8 protein-coding genes and 3 tRNA genes are annotated in these 20,257 nt (G+C 45.1%); 3 read left to right on the top strand and 8 right to left on the bottom strand.

Going from position 1 to position 20,257, the window contains the following annotated elements; all coding sequences use genetic code 11:
• The first annotated feature begins 8 nt into the window (after positions 1–8).
• Together ABVC65_RS03275 and ABVC65_RS03270 are read left to right on the top strand one after the other, a co-directional pair.
• A tRNA-Thr gene (locus ABVC65_RS03275) sits at positions 9–81 on the top strand.
• A gap of 37 nt (positions 82–118) precedes the next feature.
• Positions 119–199: transfer RNA gene (locus ABVC65_RS03270), tRNA-Leu, on the top strand.
• 89 nt (positions 200–288) lie between these two features.
• Here ABVC65_RS03270 and ABVC65_RS03265 read toward each other — a convergent pair.
• The 6 genes from ABVC65_RS03265 to ABVC65_RS03240 form a co-directional block, all read right to left on the bottom strand.
• Positions 289–2,208 (bottom strand): glycoside hydrolase family 25 protein, encoded by a 1,920-nt coding sequence (locus ABVC65_RS03265; RefSeq protein WP_353582584.1) that lies wholly within the window; start codon positions 2,206–2,208, stop codon positions 289–291.
• 175 nt (positions 2,209–2,383) lie between these two features.
• Positions 2,384–2,457: transfer RNA gene (locus ABVC65_RS03260), tRNA-Gly, on the bottom strand.
• Between the two features lie 322 nt (positions 2,458–2,779).
• Positions 2,780–3,256: a holo-ACP synthase gene (locus ABVC65_RS03255; protein ID WP_353582583.1), complete on the bottom strand. Its 477-nt coding sequence runs from the start codon at positions 3,254–3,256 to the stop codon at positions 2,780–2,782.
• Positions 3,257–3,444: 188 nt separating this feature from the next.
• Positions 3,445–13,098, bottom strand: coding sequence for a fatty acid synthase subunit beta domain-containing protein (locus ABVC65_RS03250; RefSeq protein ID WP_353582582.1), 9,654 nt, complete (start codon positions 13,096–13,098; stop codon positions 3,445–3,447).
• Between the two features lie 148 nt (positions 13,099–13,246).
• Positions 13,247–14,917, bottom strand: coding sequence for an acyl-CoA carboxylase subunit beta (locus ABVC65_RS03245; RefSeq protein WP_101890025.1), 1,671 nt, complete (start codon positions 14,915–14,917; stop codon positions 13,247–13,249).
• On the bottom strand, positions 14,914–16,761 hold the full coding sequence (locus ABVC65_RS03240; RefSeq protein WP_004123757.1) for a biotin carboxylase N-terminal domain-containing protein: 1,848 nt from the start codon (positions 16,759–16,761) through the stop codon (positions 14,914–14,916). Before ABVC65_RS03240 ends, ABVC65_RS03245 begins: the two co-directional genes overlap by 4 nt.
• Positions 16,762–16,911: 150 nt before the next feature.
• On the opposite strand from ABVC65_RS03240, the gene ABVC65_RS03235 reads away from it, so the two are divergent.
• Positions 16,912–17,589, top strand: a complete 678-nt coding sequence (locus ABVC65_RS03235; protein WP_353582581.1) for a biotin transporter BioY — start codon at positions 16,912–16,914, stop codon at positions 17,587–17,589.
• Between the two features lie 572 nt (positions 17,590–18,161).
• On the opposite strand, the gene ABVC65_RS03230 is transcribed toward ABVC65_RS03235, so the two are convergent.
• Positions 18,162–19,184 carry a linear amide C-N hydrolase gene (locus ABVC65_RS03230; protein WP_004123762.1) on the bottom strand — a complete coding sequence of 341 codons (1,023 nt, stop codon included), beginning with the start codon at positions 19,182–19,184 and terminating at the stop codon, positions 18,162–18,164.
• A gap of 46 nt (positions 19,185–19,230) precedes the next feature.
• The gene (locus ABVC65_RS03225) at positions 19,231–20,202 is read right to left on the bottom strand and encodes a DMT family transporter (RefSeq protein ID WP_353582580.1); all 972 of its coding nucleotides are present in this window, start codon (positions 20,200–20,202) and stop codon (positions 19,231–19,233) included.
• Between the last annotated feature and the right edge of the window lie 55 nt (positions 20,203–20,257).

The raw sequence follows: 20,257 nt of genomic DNA, 5'->3' as shown, positions 1-20,257 counted from the left end.
GGCAAATTGCCACTTTAGCTCAGTCGGTAGAGCGTCTCACTCGTAATGAGAAGGTCGACAGTTCGATTCTGTCAAGTGGCTCTTAAAGTTTCTTTTTCGCTTGTTTTAGGCGATTTAAGCGCGAGTGGCGAAATGGTAGACGCGCAGGATTTAGGTTCCTGTGTCTTACGACATGTGGGTTCAAGTCCCATCTCGCGCACAAAAAACAAGGACCAGATGTTATTAGCATCTGGTCCCTTTTTTCTCTTAAACGGAAAACTGGAGAAAATATTTACTCTTAGTCTAAAACTACACTCCAAAAGCGTAAGTCTTAGTATCTTTGAGTATACCACTAGATGTGTACGCTTCAAAGTGTGTCCAATAAATTCCAGGTTTAGGACTCCACAAAGCCCACGGACCCTTAAATTGGCTCACCCATTGTTTGGCGTTATAGTCATATATTTTGATAATAGTGTAACCATTAGGGTTATTTGTAGTAGCACCTAGTAAAACATTGCTACCACGCCAAGCCGCATAAGTGCCAGAAACCACTGTGTCACCTGTAAAAACAGGGGCTGGTGCATTCTGAATCTCATAGTGGAAAGCAATGGTTTTGTTACCCAAAGGCTTCTTAGTGAACGAATCACGAACATCACAATGAAGCCAATAATCACCGTTGCTTGTCACCCAAGAAGCCCAATTGCTAACGGACCAGTCAGAAATAGTTTTCCACTGCTTATTAAGCAAATCGTAAGCAAGCCAACGGTATTCCATGTGATTGTAAATACTGCTACTTGCTGCAGCACCTACAGCTATATCGTTACTGCGAACAATCCACGTAAAATCTATGTGAGCACGACTTGTAGCCGTAGTTGGTCTAGTACCGAATGCGTTTAAATCAACATTACCTTGAATTCCAGAGACAGAACCGCTAGAAGTGTACTGCCAACCACCTAATGGTGTTGTAATGTTAAAAAGCGTAGTGGCACCATAGCTAGCAACCCAGCTTGTGCGATCGTGAATGTATTGGGAATTAAGCGGACCGTTTAAATAATTCGCATAAGAATAAACACCTAGATTAGTGTATCCAGCAGAAGCCAGCTGGTTCCACCACGATGCGACAATATTCTGATAAACGTATGGATCAGTAGGTGGTTGATGCCCTGCCCACTCCCATCTTTCCAAATCATAGTAAACAGGGTATGAAAGGTCACTTGGATTAACTCCAGCACCTTGCAAAAGCCTTGCCACATCGGCACCTTCGGAAGCGCCATCAGAAGGCGTTTCAGCGTAGGAATAAACATAAACTCCAAAAGGAATACCTAAACGCTTGCATTCGTTGATATTTCGCACAGCATACTTATCGTAGCCATTATCCCAGCCGTAGCTGATGCGAATTATTGCACCTTCTACTCCAGCGGCTTTAGCAGCAGCCCAATCAATTTCATGCTGATGTTCAGAAACATCTATAACACCTCTAGCGTTATAAGCAAACATGTTTCCGTTGCCATCAAAGAATGATTGAGAACCATTGTAATCTTCCCATTCCACGCCATAATTTGTTACAGGCAAATAGGCTTTGCGAACAATACCATCAGTTGTTGTGGCTGTTTTAGAAGACAATATTGTTGAATCTTTTGCTTTAGCAGAAGATTTAGATTCGTCTGGAATAGGCTGATTTGAGCTTATTAGACGAACCGCGGAAGGATTGGCGGAATTTGTAGAATTCGTAGAATTGGCAGGATTGTAGCGCTTAATTGCTTTTCGCAAATCTCCAACAGTAATAGGCGTAAAACGTCTTCCATCGCTCTTAGCAAGAGGATCTGGCTGCTTGTCTTTAGTGCCAATAATTTTAGGATCAGTAACAATATCGCCAGTCTTAAGAGATTTCAAATGACCAGTAGATGTAAGAGCATATTTTGAAGAAACTACTTCGTCACTATTCTTAAATGACGACGCCACTTTTGAAGGCAACTTGAAATCAGGATTATTGGCATCACCATCGGCGAAACCATTCAAACGATTATCTTCAGCAGAATTACCATTTCCATTATCTGCACTTTTTATTGCATTATTTTTGGAACTTCTTAACGAACTTCTTGATGAACTAGAAGCAGAGCCTTCAAAAACATCACGTCCTTCAACATTAATAGATGGAGAAACGTTCATAACAAATGCAGTAGCAACAGAAACTAAACTTGCAATTACACGTACAATAATTTGTCCCACAACTCCTCCAGAGATATGTTTTTACGTGTTTTTACCTCATATAACCATAGCAATATGCGCAAACAGTAAAGAAACAAGTTGCGAATCATATAGAATAACGAAAAACACAAAAATAACTAGAACTAATCACGCTATATTTAGCACAATCGGAATCAAAGAAATCACAGAAATCAAGTGGAGCGGATGACGGGAATCGGACCCGCGTCATCAGTTTGGAAGACTGATACTCTACCATTGAGCTACATCCGCAATTGCACGTAATGGAATTTTTATAAGACCCCAAAACAGCGACTCGAACAATTATACAGATGATTTTGACATAAAACAACTAACGACACTCCACTTAGATACTCAAGAGCGTTACAGCACACGATAACATGCCCGCTTTTGTTTACCATCTGACCCAAAAAGGAAACAAACACGGGCAACTATTCCTGCTTTTGTTTACCATCTAACCCAAAAAGGAAACAAACACGGGCAACTATTCCTGCTTTTGTTTACCACCTGACCCAAAACGACAACAAACGCGGGCAAAAAGAAACAAAACCAGGCAGTGCAAATTGCAAAATATCTAAACTATTTCTAGAATCACAAACGCAGAGGCGATTGCGGACGCGTCTTCAAGCAAACCATCGTGGCTCAAAGAAACATGCCATCTAATAGAAAGGCCATTCTGCGTCTTAATCATAGGAACCGTGCTCAAAGATTGCATAAGCTTCTCGTTAACAGCAGCATCAAGATGAACGCTTGGGCAACCATTAGAATCATCTAAAATCTCAATACTCGCCCACGGTGTGTTATCTAGTGTGTAAGGATATTTTACATCTCCAAACGAAGATAAAGCCTCGCACCAAGATTTTATAACCGCCTCTTTTCCAGCCCAACGAGCGGCAATATGGATCGCCTCAGCGTCGTTTTTTAAGTGCGCTCGCATGGCACACTGTCTAAGCTCTCGCGTAGAAAACAGCGCGCGCCAACCATCGCCATCATGCATCTGTTGAGCGAATTGTGCAATCTGCACTATGTCGTGTCCAATGCCCGCAATCATCAAACTCACTTCCTAATTACTCGCTAATGCGCTACTTAGCGCAGGCTATGCGGTGCTTTTGCCCCCGCGTTTGTTCCCATTCTTGGTGTTTTGGGAAACAAACACAAGATCACTCCCCCGCGTTTGTTCCCATATTGGGCATTTTGGAAAACAAACGCGGGCAAAAAGAAACAAAAGCCGCTAGCAATCTAGCAATAGTAGCCGCTGGCATCTAGGCGAGCGTCTGGGTTTAGCAGCATAGCTTTTTCTGCCTCATGCCCATCGTAGCGCGACCCGTCTGGCATACGCGTACCGTCTTTAAGCAAACGGCGATTTTCCGCAGGCTCAAACAGTTGCACATGACCCATCATGCCCTCTTGCAAACGTCGCTGACCTGCAGCAAGACGCGCATTCGCCTTGGCTCGCCATTCGCTAAGCGCATCCGCACCTTCCGTAGCAGCCACTGCCGCCTCAAACGCACCAGGATGCACAAGAGCCACAAATCCGCTAACATGTCCGAATCCAAGCGATGTAGCCAGAGCCGCTTTAACCATGCCAACTCGCATTGGGTTTCGCAACCACACCATATGATCATCATGCGCGAGCTTAGGATCCACACAATCAAGCGACATATTCCCAGGAATCACGCCACTTCTAAACAGCTGCGTTAAACCGTTGATTTGGAATATGCACGCACCGCCCTTTGCATGCCCAGTAAGCGTCTTTTGGCTGATTACAAACAGTGGATTTCCGCTTGTACGCCCAATAGCATGAGCCAAAGTATTGTGCAGTTCGGATTCGTTCGGATCGTTTGCGTTCGTAGACGTATCGTGCTTAGAAACCACAGCAATATCGTCTGGCGTAACTCCAAGCGCCGCCAAATCGTGCACAAGCTTGGATTCGCGCCCGCCCATTCCTGCAGCTAGCGCACCCAATCCTGGAGCTGGAATCGAAGTGTGCACGCCATCCGCATAAGAGTGAATGAATCCAACTACGCCAGCAACAGGCAAGCCGAGCTTAAGCGCAATATCTCCTCGCGTAACGAGAATCGTACCGCCGCCTTGAGCTTCAAGGAAGCCTCCACGTCTGCGATCGTTTGCACGAGAGAAGAATCGTGGATTTATGCCCTTTGCATACATTTCTTCACTATTTGCAGTGGCGTTCATGTTGCCGAAACCAACTACGGATTCAACGCCAATATCGTCAATTGCGCCCGTTACAACAAAGTCGGCTTTGCCGAGCGCAATTTTATCAACGCCTTCTTCGAGAGAAACCGCTGCAGTCGCGCATGCTGAAACTGGCTGAATCATGTTTCCGTAACCGCCAATATATGTCTGCATTACGTGCGCTGCTACAACATTTGGCAGTGCTTCTTGCAACACGTCTGTAGGGATTTCGTGGTTTAGGAAGCGATCCAGATACAGTTTTCGCATAGACGTCATTCCGCCAAATCCTGTGCCTTGAGTCGATGCTACAAGGGACGGATGCACGGCTTGCAAAATTTCCGAAGGCGTAAAACCAGCGGAAATGTAGGCGTCTACGGTTGTTACGATATTCCACAACGCAATCGGGTCTACGCTTCCTACCATCGAAGCTGGAATTCCCCACTTTAATGGGTCGAAGCCTTTAGGGAATTGTCCTCCAACAGTTCGGGTCATGGCTGCGCGCCTTGGCACGCGTATCATTGAGCCAGTTTTGCGCGTAACGGTCCATTCTCCCGATTCAGCATCTTGCATAATCGCAGTGTGTTCTTCATCAAGCGCCACGTATTCGCGCGCAATTGTTTCTGTTGGCACGCTGAAGCTCACGTCGTGATCGAGGAAGATTTCGGCTTCTTCTTCGTTTGCTCCGTCTTTGTAATCGCCACCCATACCGGTTTCGAATGGTCGAATACCAGAACGTGCTACTACCTCATCGCGATACTTTTCTGCAATATCTTCTTCTGGCACAAGCGTGCCGTCCGCATCATACCAGCCTGGTTTTGGCGAGTCTTGCCAAGTTAGCAAGCCCATATTCCAAGCTAATTCCAATACTGCTCCTGCAGAAATATCAACGGAACCGTCTTCTTGTATTCCAAGTTCTGCTTCGAATCGTGTTCGCCCAGATCCCCATGGTCCAAGTTCTCCAACAGATACTATTACAATCTGGTTTTCTGGTCGCGCTGTAACGTTTTTCCAATCCGCCAGATTTACGTGAGGCTGTTGCAAAGCGTATGGTGTTGGAAGTGCTTTGTTTGTTATTTTTATAGAAGACTTTGCGTTTGGATATGACTCGTCTAAAGCTTGCGACTTATCCGCGTTAGTTTGGGATGAGTCGTAAGCCTCCGCGCGTTCTTGATCCGCAAGTGCTTCTGCGCGAAGCGCGTTCAAATCAAGAGCATCCTTACCTAATCCTCCTGTAAAATCAACGTTTAGAGGAGCCTTCGCTGCTTCTTCGCGCGCTTCACGAGTGCACAAATCTAGCAAACGGTTTGCCATTTGTTGAGTTGAATACGTTGTTATGCCGCGTTTTTCTACGACTTTAACAAGCGGATCATTGCCTCCCATCAAACCTGTGCCACGCACCCAACCGATTTTTGGATGTGCAAAAGTCACACGATTTGACCACACGCTTTCGGCATGTGCACGGTTCACAATCGCATCGAATGCGCTCTTGACTTCGCCGTAAGCGCCGTCGCCACCGAACATACCGCGGTTTGGAGAGCCAGGTAACACAACGTGCATACGATGTTGCACATCTGTATCTGCTCCGATTTGCGCGAATCCTGCGATTGCACGCTCCACACCCCATAGCATTAGGCGAGACTGCGATTCGAAAAGCGCACCAGAATCAGCCAAAGTGCCGTGAACTGGAGGTGCTGCAAACGGGAAGAACATGCTTGGCTCATAAGCTGGCTTCAAAATGGTGGTTGTTGCGCCGCTGACTTTCTTTGAAACTGTGCCAACCCACTTTACGAGAGCATCTACATCTCGGTAGCTAGATAAGTTTGCTGGAACAAGCCATAGTTTAGCTCCCATAACAGCGTTTTCACGATACGCTTTTTTCGCCCATGCTTTAACGCTTGGCTTAAAACTGTGAGATGTTGCTATAACTGTTGCTCCACCTCTTAGTAAACCGCAGACGACTGCTGCAGCAATTGAATTTGGTGCAACGCCTGTTACAACCGCAACATCTGATGCGAAGCGATTTGAGAAAATAGGACGAGAATCAAGGTTTTCGCTATTAACTTCTTTAACTTCTTTAATATCTTTAGGAAGATCATTAATATCCGTTAATGCATCTTTAGATATGCGCTTGAATACGCAACTCAGATTATCAAGTCCGGTTGCTTGCGACTTTTGAGCGAACCATAATGCTTCTTCAGCAATAGTTTTGCCCGTGCCAACAAAACAACCAAAATTGTTGATTTCAGATAAAGCAGGATTTGAAGAAGGATTTGAATCAGACCCCTGATTAGCCTTATTCGCGTAGTATATTCTAGCCAAATCTTCGCGAGCGCTAGCCCAGCGATCATCGAAGAGAATCGCCTTGCGCTCATCGAATCGAGGCTCCACCTGTTTTGGCCAATCCGATCCGAGCTCGGCTTCTACAGCTGCAACAACAGCAGCATTTTCGTCGCTCTCAGCTTCTGCTTTAGGAGCTTCAACACCAAGCTTTGCTAACACGAATTTAGCAGTAGCAGCCAAAACGCCGTCAGCACCAACAACCTTCTGCGCAAACTCGTCCAAGGCTGCAGAATCAACTACTGCTCCGCCTGATGTGCCTGCGGAACCTGGTTGAGCTAGAGTAATTCCGTGCTCTTTAGCAACCTGATTAATCGCAGAATCGATCAAATCTTGCGCTGCAGAAGTATTCTTTGCTGACTCTGTAGAAAGTTGTGCCAAGTCGCCTCCGCGTACGCTTGCTCCTTCTCGCGTTTGCAAAATAAGAGCAGCCAAAACGTGTGCTCGCCAGCCTTCACCTAGCTGCCATACTTGTTCGATTCTCTTATCTATTTGCGCAGGCTTAAACCCAGCTGCGCCGAAGAGTGTGCGCAAGCGTTCTCTCACAACGTCTGAAAGAACCGCTCCAAAAGCTTTATAACGCGGAGCAACAGAATCCACTAACTTGTTCAGCGCGCTCATCGGAGCTTCTGCAGCACCATCTACGCTTGCCACGCCAAGCTCGGAGCTTATGTCCATTAAAAGCTGGTTTCGCCTAGAGGATACGCCGTTTGTTAGCGTGTCTGTGGTGTCTGCGTCTCCGATTTGGTCGGCGCGAATTTTTGCACTGTAAGCTATAAGTGTTTTTATAGCATCAGACGCCTTAAACTCAATATCTGCCACAGACCCAGATTGCACATTTTGCACATTTTGTTGCACATTTTGCACAGAATTATCTGCATTTATTTGAGTAGATGCTGCACTTGCTGTGGCGGCTGCTTGCGATTTTTCCGCGTTAGTTTGGGATAAGTCGCCAGCAGCCGTTGCTTCTGCAACCACAGGTTCTTCGTCTTCAAAAACTTCTGGCACAAGCGAATCCGTGTCTGTCATATAAACACGACCCTCGTCTCTGCCAACGTTATAAACGGTAACTTTCTGTCCGCTAAACTGTGGCATAGAAAGCGTTTTTGCTCCAAGATTTGCCAAAGTTGGTGCGTTTCCTAAACCAACCTCAACATATTCTTCTACGCCTAATCCACCGCATGCAGCGCTTTCAAACATAAGCGCCTGCGTTTCAATCCAACGAACAGGGGATGCAAACTGCCAGGAAAGAAGCTCCGTAAGCAGCAACCTGCCGAGTTTTTGCTCATCAGCTGCATAAGAATCCCAAATTTCGTCATTTTCTAGCGCAGCTTTAATACGTTCTGAAGGCACAACGTCTAGAATCTTTTGCGCAAATTCGCGCGTAAACTCAAACGGGCATGCAACCAAGTTTGGTATATAACGATCAACCAGCACAGAGTAGTCAATATGTGCTGGAAGCAGAGAATCCAGCTTATCGCGAAACTCTGGCACACCTTTTCTAAGCAGCTTGGAATGGAAAGGCACGTCGATTCCTGGAACAAGCATGAATGGAGGCTTACCGCCATACTCTTTAGCTCGCTTGGCAGAATCTTGAGCCAAAGCTTTCAAACCTTTTATTGTGCCTGCTATTGCATATTGTTGACCTGCCAAATTGTAGTTTACAATCTGCAAGAATTCGCCAGTTTGCTTAGAGATTCCTTCAACATACGCGTTTACACCATCATCGTCTACACCGAACTGGTTTGGACGCAAAGCACCCATTCGATAGTTGGATCGTCCTTGCTCATCTCGCTCAATCAAGTGATGCATTGTAGATCCGCGGTGGAACACGAGTTCCAACACGGTTTCTAGCGGAATAATTTGAGCGAAGGAGCTTAGCGCATTGTATTCGCCAAGCGAGTGACCAGCAAAATACGCAGGCCAAATATCGCATCCTGCTTCTCTTAAACGCGCGGTTTGTGCAAAAGCAACAGTAGCGAGCGCAACTTGAGTAAATTGCGTTAAGTTGAGCAATCCTTCTGGATGACGATATGTTACGCCATTTGCTGTTAGTTCCTTAGGATTATCTCGCACTACAGCAAGTATTGAGAATCCTAGTTTTTCGCGAGTAAGCTTGTCTGCACGCTCCCAAGTTTCGCGCACAGCTGGCGATTTTGCGCGCTCATCCAACGACATTCCTTGTTTTTGAATACCTTGTCCTGGGTATACGAATGCTGCTCGCGGCGCGCGTGTAAGTGCGCTCGCTTTAGAAACGATTTGCCCGTTTACTCGGCATGTGACTTCTAGCGCTAGTCCTCCGCGGCGTACTTTTCCTACGCGTTCTACGGTAATTTCTACCTCGTCGTTAAGCTGCACCATGCCGTACATGTTGTACGTCCAGCCAACAAGATCATAGTGCGCGCCTTTTTCGTCCAATGCTTGAGCAACGTGCTGAGCCGCGGCCGAAAGCCACATTCCGTGTACTAGAGGTGCGGAAAGCCCAGAGATTGCAGCTCCTCTTTTGGATGTGTGTATTGGGTTAAAGTCACCTGATGTGCGTGCAAAAGCCGTCATGTCTTTAGGCGCGCGAATTACGACGCGTCTAAGCGCTCGTCTAGGCGTGTTGTCTACGCTAAATCCGTGTAATTCTGCCGCATCTCCGTATTCTGGAGCAGGCTTTGGTAGTGCTGCACTGTAGCTTCGCCCACGGATTGCGAATCGCTCTGTTTCGTGCGCGATTTTTGTTCCGTCTTGTGCATTGTGAATTATGTGTATTGTCACTACTCGCCCGGAAGCTGATTCGGCGTAATCTTCTGCCCAACCAGTGAGGTTTATGCGTGTTCCAACATATTTTTGCAGGTCGTCTGTAGATACATCTAGTTCTATTAGATGGTCTAAATGTACTGCGTTGAGTAGTCCTTCAATTACTGGGTATCCGTCTACCATTACGGATCCTAGTGCTGAGTATATTGTTGGCCATGCTGGACCTACTAGCGCGTCTGGTACGATTCTTGATGCTTGTAAACCTTCTGGCAGGCGTCCAGCTGTAGCAGATTCGTGGTCGATTCCTAGGTTTCTAGAAAGCGTGTATGCTGATTTAACCACGCCAAATGGCATTTCGCAGGTTTCTTCGCAGGCTGTTTCACATGTTGTTTCACAAGCTATTTCTTTTTTAACTTGCTCGCACGCTTCTTGGCTTGCGTCTACTTTTGGCATTTCGCTTAAAACATCTCCAGCAATCGCAGTATTTCCAATGCCTGCAGTTGCTGCCAACATGTTATAAACGTGTTTTGGTAGTCTCTCGCGGTCTACTACTGGTATGCTTCCAGCACGCTTTGCATCTACAATAAGCGGAATTACAATATCTCTAACAGCATGATTTTTGCCGCTGTTCTTTACGCTATTTTTGCCGCTATTTTCATTGTCGGATTCATGCTCATCCCAGAACGTGTCTAGTTTAATGTCTAAATCAAGCTTAATTACGCTATTTTCTTCACTTATTACGGTTATAACATAGTTTTCACTATTATTTTGCGTTTTATAAGCAGGATTATTGGTTACGTGACCAATCCAAGAAATATTCGGGCATGAGCGCACATATTCTTCAATATTTTGCGCACAATCTATTTGACTAAATGCGTTTTGATTAAAGCCCAAAGGCAAGTCGCAAGCAACCGAACGATTTATAACCGCAGCCTCAAATCTTCCTAAAATATCCGCGATTGGCTCATCCATTGTGGTTATACCTGCAACAGAAATAGGTCCTGGAATCACTCGCACAGCATCCGCAGAATATCGCGGATCTTCCGACTGCCAAAGCTGATCCTGACCCCACCAGCGAAGAAGATCATTGTCAATTACTGGCACAAACGGCATTGGCTTAGGGTATTCACGCACCAAGGTTGGGAACCATGCAGCATCCATTGGAACAACATTCATCGCGCTCGCATTAGGAAAAACTTGCACAAGAGAATCGAGAGCAGACTGAGGATCTTCAGCAACCTGCTTAATATCTGGCAAAATCGAAGTAAATTCGCCAGAATCTTGACTTATTAAACGCGCTTCAATTCTCTGCAACAAATGCAGGTAGCGATCCGCGTAAGTAGGATCTGCCCAAGGATAGCTTAAATCAAGGAATCGCTGCGCAAACTGGGTATATGTCATATTTTCAACATCGCCAAAATATGGTTTTGCAGTAGAGTTAAGCGCGCGAATCACTTCATCTCTGCGGCTAGAAAGCTCCTGTGGATTCTTCATCATATGAACAAGAAGACGACCACAGCGTGCAGACGCGTTTTCAATCTCGTAAATATCCGCGTGCAAATGGCTTAAACCGCTTGTTACTCCGCCAACAACTTTCCCAGACGGCACCCAGCGCTCGCCAATAGGAGCAAATGGATCGCAGCTTGCGGCAGATCCTTCTGCGCTTGAAGTATTTTCTTCTGTTATTCCAGGAGTTTCAACCAGCATGCGCTTAACTTGTGCGCTTGTGTGCGCTTCTTTTGCTGTCATTGCTGCCGTACCGATCATCACAGCATCTACAGGCATATTTGGCAAACCGTATTCGCAAGCCCAATCGCCACTAATATAGTCTGCTGCGCGCGCTGGGGTGCCGATTCCGCCACCTGCTACAAGAACCAAATTATCGCATTCGCGCACTTGAGCATAAGTGCTAAGTAGCAAATCATCTAGCGACTCCCATGAATGGTGGCCGCCTGCAGATCCGCCTTCTACTTGCGCAATAATTGTTGCTGGTTTAACAGCTTTTGCTATACGAACTACTTGGCGAATCTGATCTACTGTTCCCGGCTTAAAAGCCACATATGGGAATCCGTCAGCTTGAAGAGTTTCAACAAGTTCTTTTGCCTCGTCTAACTCTGGGATTCCTGCGGATATCACTACGCCGTCGATTGGCGCCCCCGAAGCGCGCTTTTTTGGAACTATACGTTTGCTGCCAAATTGCAAATTCCACAAATAGCGGTCCATAAACATGGCGTTGAATTCTACGGTTGCTCCTTCTTGCAATTGCTTGCTCAAAGAATCCATGTGCCTGTCAAATACTTCTTCTGTTACTTGTCCACCACCTGCAAGTTCCGCCCAATATCCTGCGTTGGCTGCGGCGGCTACAATTTCTGGGTCTACTGTGGTTGGAGTCATTCCAGCAAGCAGTACTGGAGCTTTGCCTGTTAGCTTGCTGAATTTTGTTACAACTTTTTTTCCAGCTGGAGTGTCGATTACTCGCGGCGCAAAATCCGCCCAGCATCCGGTACGCAATAATTCAGCTTCTGCAGCGCTAGTTGTGCTTGCTTTTGCGCGCGCGTTCATTGTTCCGACTTCTACTACGCCAGCTCCGCTTCCTTGTAGTAGCACGTTTGTTAGCTTGCCAAGCACCTCTCCTGGACCCATGTCTAGCACGTATAGCTCTCGCGCATTTACGTTGTTTAAAACTTCTGCTATTTGCTTCGCCCAATCTACTGTCTCTACTAGCACAGCGTTTGCAAGATTTAGTGCAAGTTCAGCATCTAATCCTGCGTCTTTTGCCCAGGTTTCGACTTGTTCTACAGCAGGTTTCATGATTGGAGAATGGAATGGCACTGTAACGTCTAAATACTCTGCGATTGGCGCAAAAACTGATCCACCTCGTTCCTTCATTTCGCGCATTTTTTTGGAGCGCTGCGACTCTTTCTGTGCCTGATTTTGCACAGCTTCCATGTCTTCTGGATATCCTGATAGCACAATGTGATTTCGCGAGTTTTTAACTGCGATTGATATAACGCCTCTGGTTCTTTCTACTCGCTCGATCAAGGCTTTTGCCTGATCAAACGTCACGCCTTTTAGCGATAGCATTGGTGTTTTTTCGCCGTTCCCACTGATTTCTAACATTCGCGCTTCGCGGTCTGCGGCTGCTCCGATTATGTATGCGATTGCTATAAGTTCAGCTATTTGGTTTTGTGCGTTTTGCCATGACCCTGCTTTTATACGAGCTTCTACTATTTTTGCGGCTATTATGCCTTGAGAGTGTCCAAGGCTTGCAATTGGCTTATTTACTTCAAAGTTGTAGCCTAGGTTTGTTAGGTCTCTTACGCTTGCCAGCTGAGCAATGGTGATTCCTGGTACGCTTAATTGTGCGCTGGCTGTGTTGATTTTAGAATTTTCTAAAGCATCGAATACGTTTATGTCACTTCCAGCATTTGCTAATAATTGTGGATATATGTTTGACAGTAAAGTTTTTGCTAATTTGTTATATTCGCGCAATTCTTTATTTAATTCCGCATCGTTTTGTGTTTCTTTTAAGGCTTGCACCCATGGTGTGGATTGTCCTGCGAAGGTAAGAATGTGTGGTGTTTGTGCGAGCTGGTCAAATAAGTATGTTGTCATTTTATTTTCCTTTGTTCGTAGGTTTACGTTTTATTTTTAAAATTTATTTGTGTTTTTTGGATTATTTGTGTTTTTGGATTTATTTATCTCTGGTCGCTTTATGCGCGGTTGCTTGCGACTTTTGAGTGCGTCTCAAATCATCTGCAAATCACATTGGCTGGTTTCCATGATGCTTCCCCGTTTTAGAAACGCGTTTTTTACTTCTTAAAATCTTTAAAGAATTAGCAATAACGTCTCTTGTTTGCTCTGGGTCTATCATTGCGTCAATCTGACCAGTTTCCAACGAAAGATTCGCGTTTACAGTGGTATTTTCGTAATCTTCAACAAGCTTTTTTCTTAAAGCGTCAACATCTTGTCCGCGCTCTTTTGCTTTTTGCAAATCTTTGCGGTGAATAATGTTCACAGCTCCTTGAGCGCCCAAAACCGCTATCTGACTTGTAGGCCAAGCGTAGTTAAAGTCTGCTCCCATCGACTTTGATCCCATTACAATGTATGCTCCACCAAAAGCCTTGCGTAAAATCACAGTGACGAGAGGAACTTGCGCGTTTGCGTATGCGTAAATCACTTTTGCGCCTCTGCGAATAATTCCAGCGTGCTCCTGATCTGATCCCGGCTTGTATCCAGGAGTGTCTACAAGAGTTACAACAGGAAGATTAAACGCGTCGCACAATCGCACAAATCGCGCTACTTTTTCGGAAGAATTAACGTCTAAAATTCCAGCATTGACTTTAGGCTGATTTGCCACTATTCCAACAGGATGCCCGTCTATGCAAGCAAAACCAACTACTGCGGATGCCGCGTAAAGCTCTTGAATTTGCACAAATTCGCCATAATCTACGATTGCGCGAATAACATCTAAAACGTCGTACGGCTGGCGATCATTGCTCGGGACAATAGTCGCAAGCTGCTTAGCGGTTTCTCTGTCTGCGCGAGTGGCAGCGTATGCGAATGTTGGCGGATTTTGATTGCAATTTTGCGGCAAATAAGCCAAGATTGTGCGCGCATAGTCAATGGCATCCGCCTCGTCTTCACCCAAATAGTGAGCAACGCCCGAAGTGGAGTTATGCACATATCCACCGCCTAAATCGTCCATGCTAATCGACTCGCCAGTAGCTGCCTTAACAACATCTGGGCCAGTTACGAACATGTTGGAATGTTCACGAGTCATGATTATAAAATCCGTAAGAGCAGGGCAATAAACTGCGCCACCAGCGCAAGGACCAAGAATTAGTGAGATTTGTGGAATTAAACCGCTTGCTTCACAAGTTTTTTTGAAGATTCTACCATATTGCGTAAGCGCGTTAACGCCTTCTTGAATGCGAGCGCCACCCGAGTCGATTAGGGCAACAACTGGAACTCCAAGCTGCAATGCCATGTCTAGAAGATGGCATATTTTCTGTCCTTCAGCGCGTCCAAGTGTGCCGCCTCGAACGGAAAAATCTTGAGCATAAACTGCCACTTTTTTGCCGTACACTTCGCCAAAGCCAGTGATTACAGCGCATCCTGCAACATCGTTATTTATGTCTCCGCCATTAAAGCGTCCGATTTCTTCAAACGTGCCCGTGTCAAAAAGCAAATCCAAACGCTCTCTTGCAGTGGATTTTCCCTTTGCATGCTGGCGTTCTAAAGCCTTTTGCTCGGCGTCTCTAGCAAGGCGAGCCGCGTGTTCTACGGCTGCTTTTCCACGCTGAGGCTGCATAGTCTGCGTAGGCTGAGCGTCTTGCGTATTTTGCGTATTTTGCGCGTCTTTGTTAAGTTGTGTAGCGCTTTTATTAGTGTCTTTTACAACTTGTGTAGCATCTTTAGTAAGCGCACTCATTTTGCACTACCGCCTTTAGTCACGTCAATTGTTACAAGCTTTTCGCCTGCTTCTACACCATCTCCAGGCCCCACAAAAATGCCAGTAACTACGCCAGCTGCAGGTGCGTAAACGTAGTTTTCCATTTTCATGGATTCAAGAACAGCAAGTAAATCGCCTTTGGCTACGTTCTGACCTTCCGCAACGTTTACACGCGTAATCACAGCTTGCATTGGAGCAGAAATCACGCCAGGAGCGTCCTTCGGCGTTTCCGACTTGTGAGTATCTCCTCTTAAGCCTCGACCTCTAAGCGGCTGCGATGCACGAACTGTGTTTCTAACTCGTGCTGAGCCAGTAAGATTGTCTACAATATCTTGCGGAATCGTAAGTTTTACGCGCTTATTGTCTACTTCTATTACAAAAGACTCCATTTTAGTTGGCTTATTTTGCGCGTCTTCACCAGACTTATTGGAATCCAAAGAAGCAGGCTGTCCACCATTTGCCGCTGCAGCAGTACGGTTCAAATACTTGCGTTCAAGCCATTTTGTAGAAATATCAAAATCGTGATCTTGAGCCGTAAAATCAGGGTCGTTAAAAATTTGCTCAAAAAGCTTAGCAGGAGTTGGCACGCCCTCAATGCAAAGCTCCTTAAGCGCGCGTCTTACGCGAGCAATTGCCGCGTCGCGATTTTGCGCCGTAACAATAAGCTTACCCATCATGGAGTCGAATTTTGGAGACACGCTATCTCCAACTTCTACGCCAGAATCCACGCGAATTCCAGGACCCGATGGCCACTCTATTTTTGTTAGCGTGCCTGCGCTAGGCGTAAGATTCGTTGCTGGGTCTTCCGACGTGATTCTAAGCTCAAAACTGTGTCCGCGCGAAGGGTGATTTTGCGTAAGCTCACCGCCGTCGGCAATCGTAAGCTGTTCGCGCACAAGATCTAGTCCGCTAACTTCCTCACTAACTGTGTGCTCAACTTGCAATCGTGGGTTCACTTCCAAGAAGTAAACTTTGTGTTGAGATGTCACCATATATTCGCACGTGCCCAAACCAACGTAGTCAACAGCTTCAAATAGGTTACGAGAATATCGGTGAAGCTGCGCGTTCTCGTCATCGGTAAGGAATGGCGCTGGTGCTTCCTCAACCAACTTTTGGTTTCGGCGTTGCACCGAGCAATCGCGCGTGGAATATATGGTGAAGTTTCCATGCGAATCGCGGCCAACCTGCGTTTCCACATGCCTGGCCTTGTCTATAAAACGCTCAATAAAGTACTCGTCAAGATCGCCGCCTTGCAAAGCGTCGTGGTTCATGTAGAATCCGCGAAGCTCGTCATCGTTGTGTACAACGGTTATTCCACGACCGCCGCCGCCATCTGTGCGCTTCATCATCACTGGGTAGCCGTGTGTTTGCGCAAAAGTCAACAATTCTCTAATGTCTTTTACAGGCTCCGAGATGCCTGGTACGGGAGGCACTTTAGCGCGAGTTGCCACGCGTCGAGCGGTTATTTTATCGCCTAAATCAATAAGCGCTTCTGGCTTCGGACCAATCCACACAGCGCCAGCATCAATCACCTTTTGCGCAAAACTCGCTACTTCCGATAAGAATCCGTAGCCTGGGTGTACAGCATCCGCGCCGCTTTTATGCAAAATGTCTATAATCGCGTCTTCGTTTAAATAAGTGTCTCTGTACGTGTCTCCAGAAAGCGCATACGCTTCGTCTGCCATTTCAACATACTGTGCTTGACGGTCGGATGCCGCATAAATAGCCACAGTTGGGATTCCCATTTCTTGAGCAGTGCGAATCACTCTAAGCGCGATTTCGCCGCGATTTGCCACAAGTATTTTTTTGATATTCGTAACCATACGTTACAAGTTATAGGAAATTTGGCTTATAGTATCCGTGAATTTGAACAAAACATTATGTGATTTTTTGTAAACTTCTCCAACGCGCAGCGCTCGATTCTTGTCTAATCTTTGATTCAGCAACGAAAAACAATACGAAAGAAGGATATCGTGGCTAATTTTGAATCTAACTCTGGCGTAAACTCTAGTGCAAACTCTGGTGCTGGCTCTAGTGCAGTTGCATCTAAGGCTTTTGACGTTAATCGTTTGGCTATTCCGTTTGCTAAGGCGTTTTTGTTTACTGTTCTTATTAGCGCTGCAACTATGGCTGGCGCATTGCCAATTCCTGGAACTCCTGTTCCTGTGACTTTGCAAACTTTGGTTTTGGCTTTGGCTGGTCTTACTTTGACTTGGCGTCAGGCTGTTAGCTCTGTGCTTATGTACCTTGCGATTGGTGCTGCTGGAATGCCAGTGTTTGCAGGCGGAAAGAGTGGCGTTGTGGCTTTTGCAGGTCCTAGCGTTGGATTCCTTGTTGGATTCGTATTTGGTGTGGCTGCGATTGCGCTTGTAAAGTCTGCTCTCGAAGGCGTTGTTAATGCTGCTATGCCAGAGGATTCTGTTGCTAAGAAATTTGCACGATTTGGCGCGTATTTTGCAGCGTCTGTTGTTGGTTCTCTTGTGATTTACGCTTTTGGTTTTGTAGGCCAATCGCTTATGATGCATTTGCCTGTTTGGACAATCGCTGTGGCTTCTACTGGCTTTATTGTGGGCGATATTATTAAAGCTGCAATCGCTAGCGCTGCTTGCGCAGGATTGTATGGCGCGTTTAAGCGCAATCGCAATGCGTGATTCTTCGCGACGAATCGCATGATGCGTGATTCGTGATTCGTGATTCGTAACGCGTAATACGTAATACGCGATACGTAGTGTGCTATTCGTGATGCGTGATGCGCTAACTATTCTAAGACCGCAGTCTCGTCGCTGCGGTCTTTTTCGTTCTAAATACTAATCGCGCAATCCCTCCTCCCGCGTTTGTTTACCAAATCGCCAAATCCGAAAACAAAACCAAGAACACCTCCCCGCGTTTGTTTACCAAACCACCACATCCGAAAACAAAACCAAGAACACTTCCCCACATTTGTTTACCAAATCGCCACATCCGACTACAAAACCAAGACCACCTCCCCACATTTGTTCCCCATCAACGTAAATCCGACCACAAAACCAAGAACACTTCCCCGCGTTTGTTTACCAAACCACCACATCCGAAAACAAACGCGGGCAAAAATAAACAAACGCGGGCTATTAGAATCAACAAAAAACACAATTATATTAAAAACTTAAATTAATACGACAATACAAGGGTGCACATGCTACGCATATTTGTTACGCAAAAGCACGCACACCCAACTTATTTCTAATTACAATTCTTCTTCAAATGGTTCATATGTTTGTTTCAAAACAAAATCAAAATATCTTACATGATCCCATTCGTCAGGATTACCAAAATGTAATAATTTCAAATTGTGATTATCATACGAAAATGCGTATAAATCTTTATTACTTATGTCGTATGCAGACGTATATTGAGTCCATGGGACCAACATCTCATCATCTACCGATATTCGTAGAACTCCCTTAGGGGTGTTCTCCATTGACAACAATTGAAATACTTCATTAATCGCATTCTCGTCATCAACTGGCATAGACATTAATTTTGCATAAGCTGCTCTCAAAAATCGACTTTCTGGTTTATAGTCGCTAGGTATATCAAGTAATCCACTTATGCTCTCATCCAATCCCACATTATTCACAGCTTCATTGTTGTCATAAAGATATTTGCGATTGGTAGAACGTTCAAGATGAGCTTTCAAATTATTAAGATGCCAGTCAAAGGTCGGGGCATTTGTAAATACACCAACGGTATTTTCAAATATTTTAAAACCATTAGGAATAGACGGTTCTACAACTATAGATCTACCTGTTTCATCGGAAAAGACAGCATGTTGCGGAACAGACATACCCATCATTGGACCAGGTTCATTAACTATTCCTAAATCCGAATTGAGTGAATTAATGATCTCATCGAGAGAACTGTACTGAGTTAATATCCATGTAACTAATTCTTCTCCACGAAGCGCAATTTTATTAGAATCATCAATTTCTTTCTTACTCACATATCGGAAGAAGTGATCGAAATAGAAAGACCCACCGCATATTCCGTATTCATTTATTCCATCTAAAATAACAGGGTTCTTATGCACATCTTTAGCCCAAGCAACACCCATTACTGCACATTTAGTAATAAATGGTGTATAGGTTGATTCTATAGAAGTACCAGACGGTATCTTCATACCAGCATATTCAAACTCTTGTTCAAAATCTTGGGTTCTTCCCCAATATGAATTTCCTTGCTTGCTTCTTATTCCAATTCCAGTACACATTGTTATTACTCCTTTATAATAACTAACTGAAAATAAAAACTTTTTATCAATTAACTTGTGAGACTAATTCATCCTGATTATTACGAGCAGAAGGTATTGCAGCTATAACAGCACCTACTAGTGCTACAACTGTTCCAATAAGTGTAATAACGTACACTTTTGCGCCTAACGCTGGAACAAGCCAGTCGATCAACACAGACCCAAGTAATTGTCCAGCAGTCGAAGCTAGTCCTAAAAGAAGTAGACCTAATCCTCTCACCAATAAAGCCATTAAAGCTATAGACAACAATCCAAGCGGACCACCTAAGTACATCCACCAAGTCAATGGAAGATGGAAAGAAGTCTGACCTGTAGCGATTCTAACAATAAGAGCAATTGCTAGTACGGAAAAACCTACTATAAAGTTCCAAGTTATAGAAACTAACATTGAACAAGTTTCATTAGCCACTGCCGAATTACCAGCAGGTTGCCATCCCGCTAAAAGACCAGCAGCAAATGGTAGAACAGCTAGAAATACAACTGACGGAGCATGCCAGCTTGGTGAAACAACCATAATAGTTGCAACAATTGCAAGAATTGCACCAGATATACGAGGTAAATTAAACGGTTGCTTTGTATCTACACCTATTCCAAATCTATCGCATAATAATCCAGACAAAACCATTCCGCAGATTAAAGTTGTCTGGAATGTTGCAACACCAAGTACGGATGCAGATGCTCCTTCGGAAAAAACAACCATAGCTCCACATAATCCAGCTAACCAACTCCACCAAGGTATATTGTTAGAGCGAATTTTCGAAGGAATTGAAGCAAATTGTTGTCTTGTAGACGCTCGAGAGAGAATTATGATAAACATAACGACAAGTCCCGAACCGAATGATACTACTGCACAGGCATTCCCATCAGCTAATTCTTTTCCCAATTGCCCATTCACAGCAGATTGCATTGGAGAAAGCATACCAGCCAATACTGTTCCAATGAACAATAAAGGAACCATATAACGTTGTTTACTATTCATGATGATTATCTCCTTTCATATATTTCTTCACTCTTATAGTGAATAATAATTTTAA

The organism is Gardnerella vaginalis, from assembly GCF_040427915.1.
GTDB classification, from domain to species: domain Bacteria; phylum Actinomycetota; class Actinomycetes; order Actinomycetales; family Bifidobacteriaceae; genus Bifidobacterium; species Bifidobacterium vaginale_C.
The sequence above is the reverse complement of the archived record's forward strand: the minus strand, read 5'-3'. Positions and strand labels throughout refer to the sequence as shown.

What these genes read in the sequence shown, in the direction of transcription:
- ABVC65_RS03255 (WP_353582583.1), bottom strand. Translation starts at nt 3,256, where the DNA reads ATGATTGCGGGCATTGGACACGACATAGTGCAGATTGCACAATTCGCT.
- ABVC65_RS03250 (WP_353582582.1), bottom strand. Translation starts at nt 13,098, where the DNA reads ATGACAACATACTTATTTGACCAGCTCGCACAAACACCACACATTCTT.
- ABVC65_RS03245 (WP_101890025.1), bottom strand. Translation starts at nt 14,917, where the DNA reads ATGAGTGCGCTTACTAAAGATGCTACACAAGTTGTAAAAGACACTAAT.
- ABVC65_RS03240 (WP_004123757.1), bottom strand. Translation starts at nt 16,761, where the DNA reads ATGGTTACGAATATCAAAAAAATACTTGTGGCAAATCGCGGCGAAATC.
- ABVC65_RS03230 (WP_004123762.1), bottom strand. Translation starts at nt 19,184, where the DNA reads ATGTGTACTGGAATTGGAATAAGAAGCAAGCAAGGAAATTCATATTGG.
- ABVC65_RS03225 (WP_353582580.1), bottom strand. Translation starts at nt 20,202, where the DNA reads ATGAATAGTAAACAACGTTATATGGTTCCTTTATTGTTCATTGGAACA.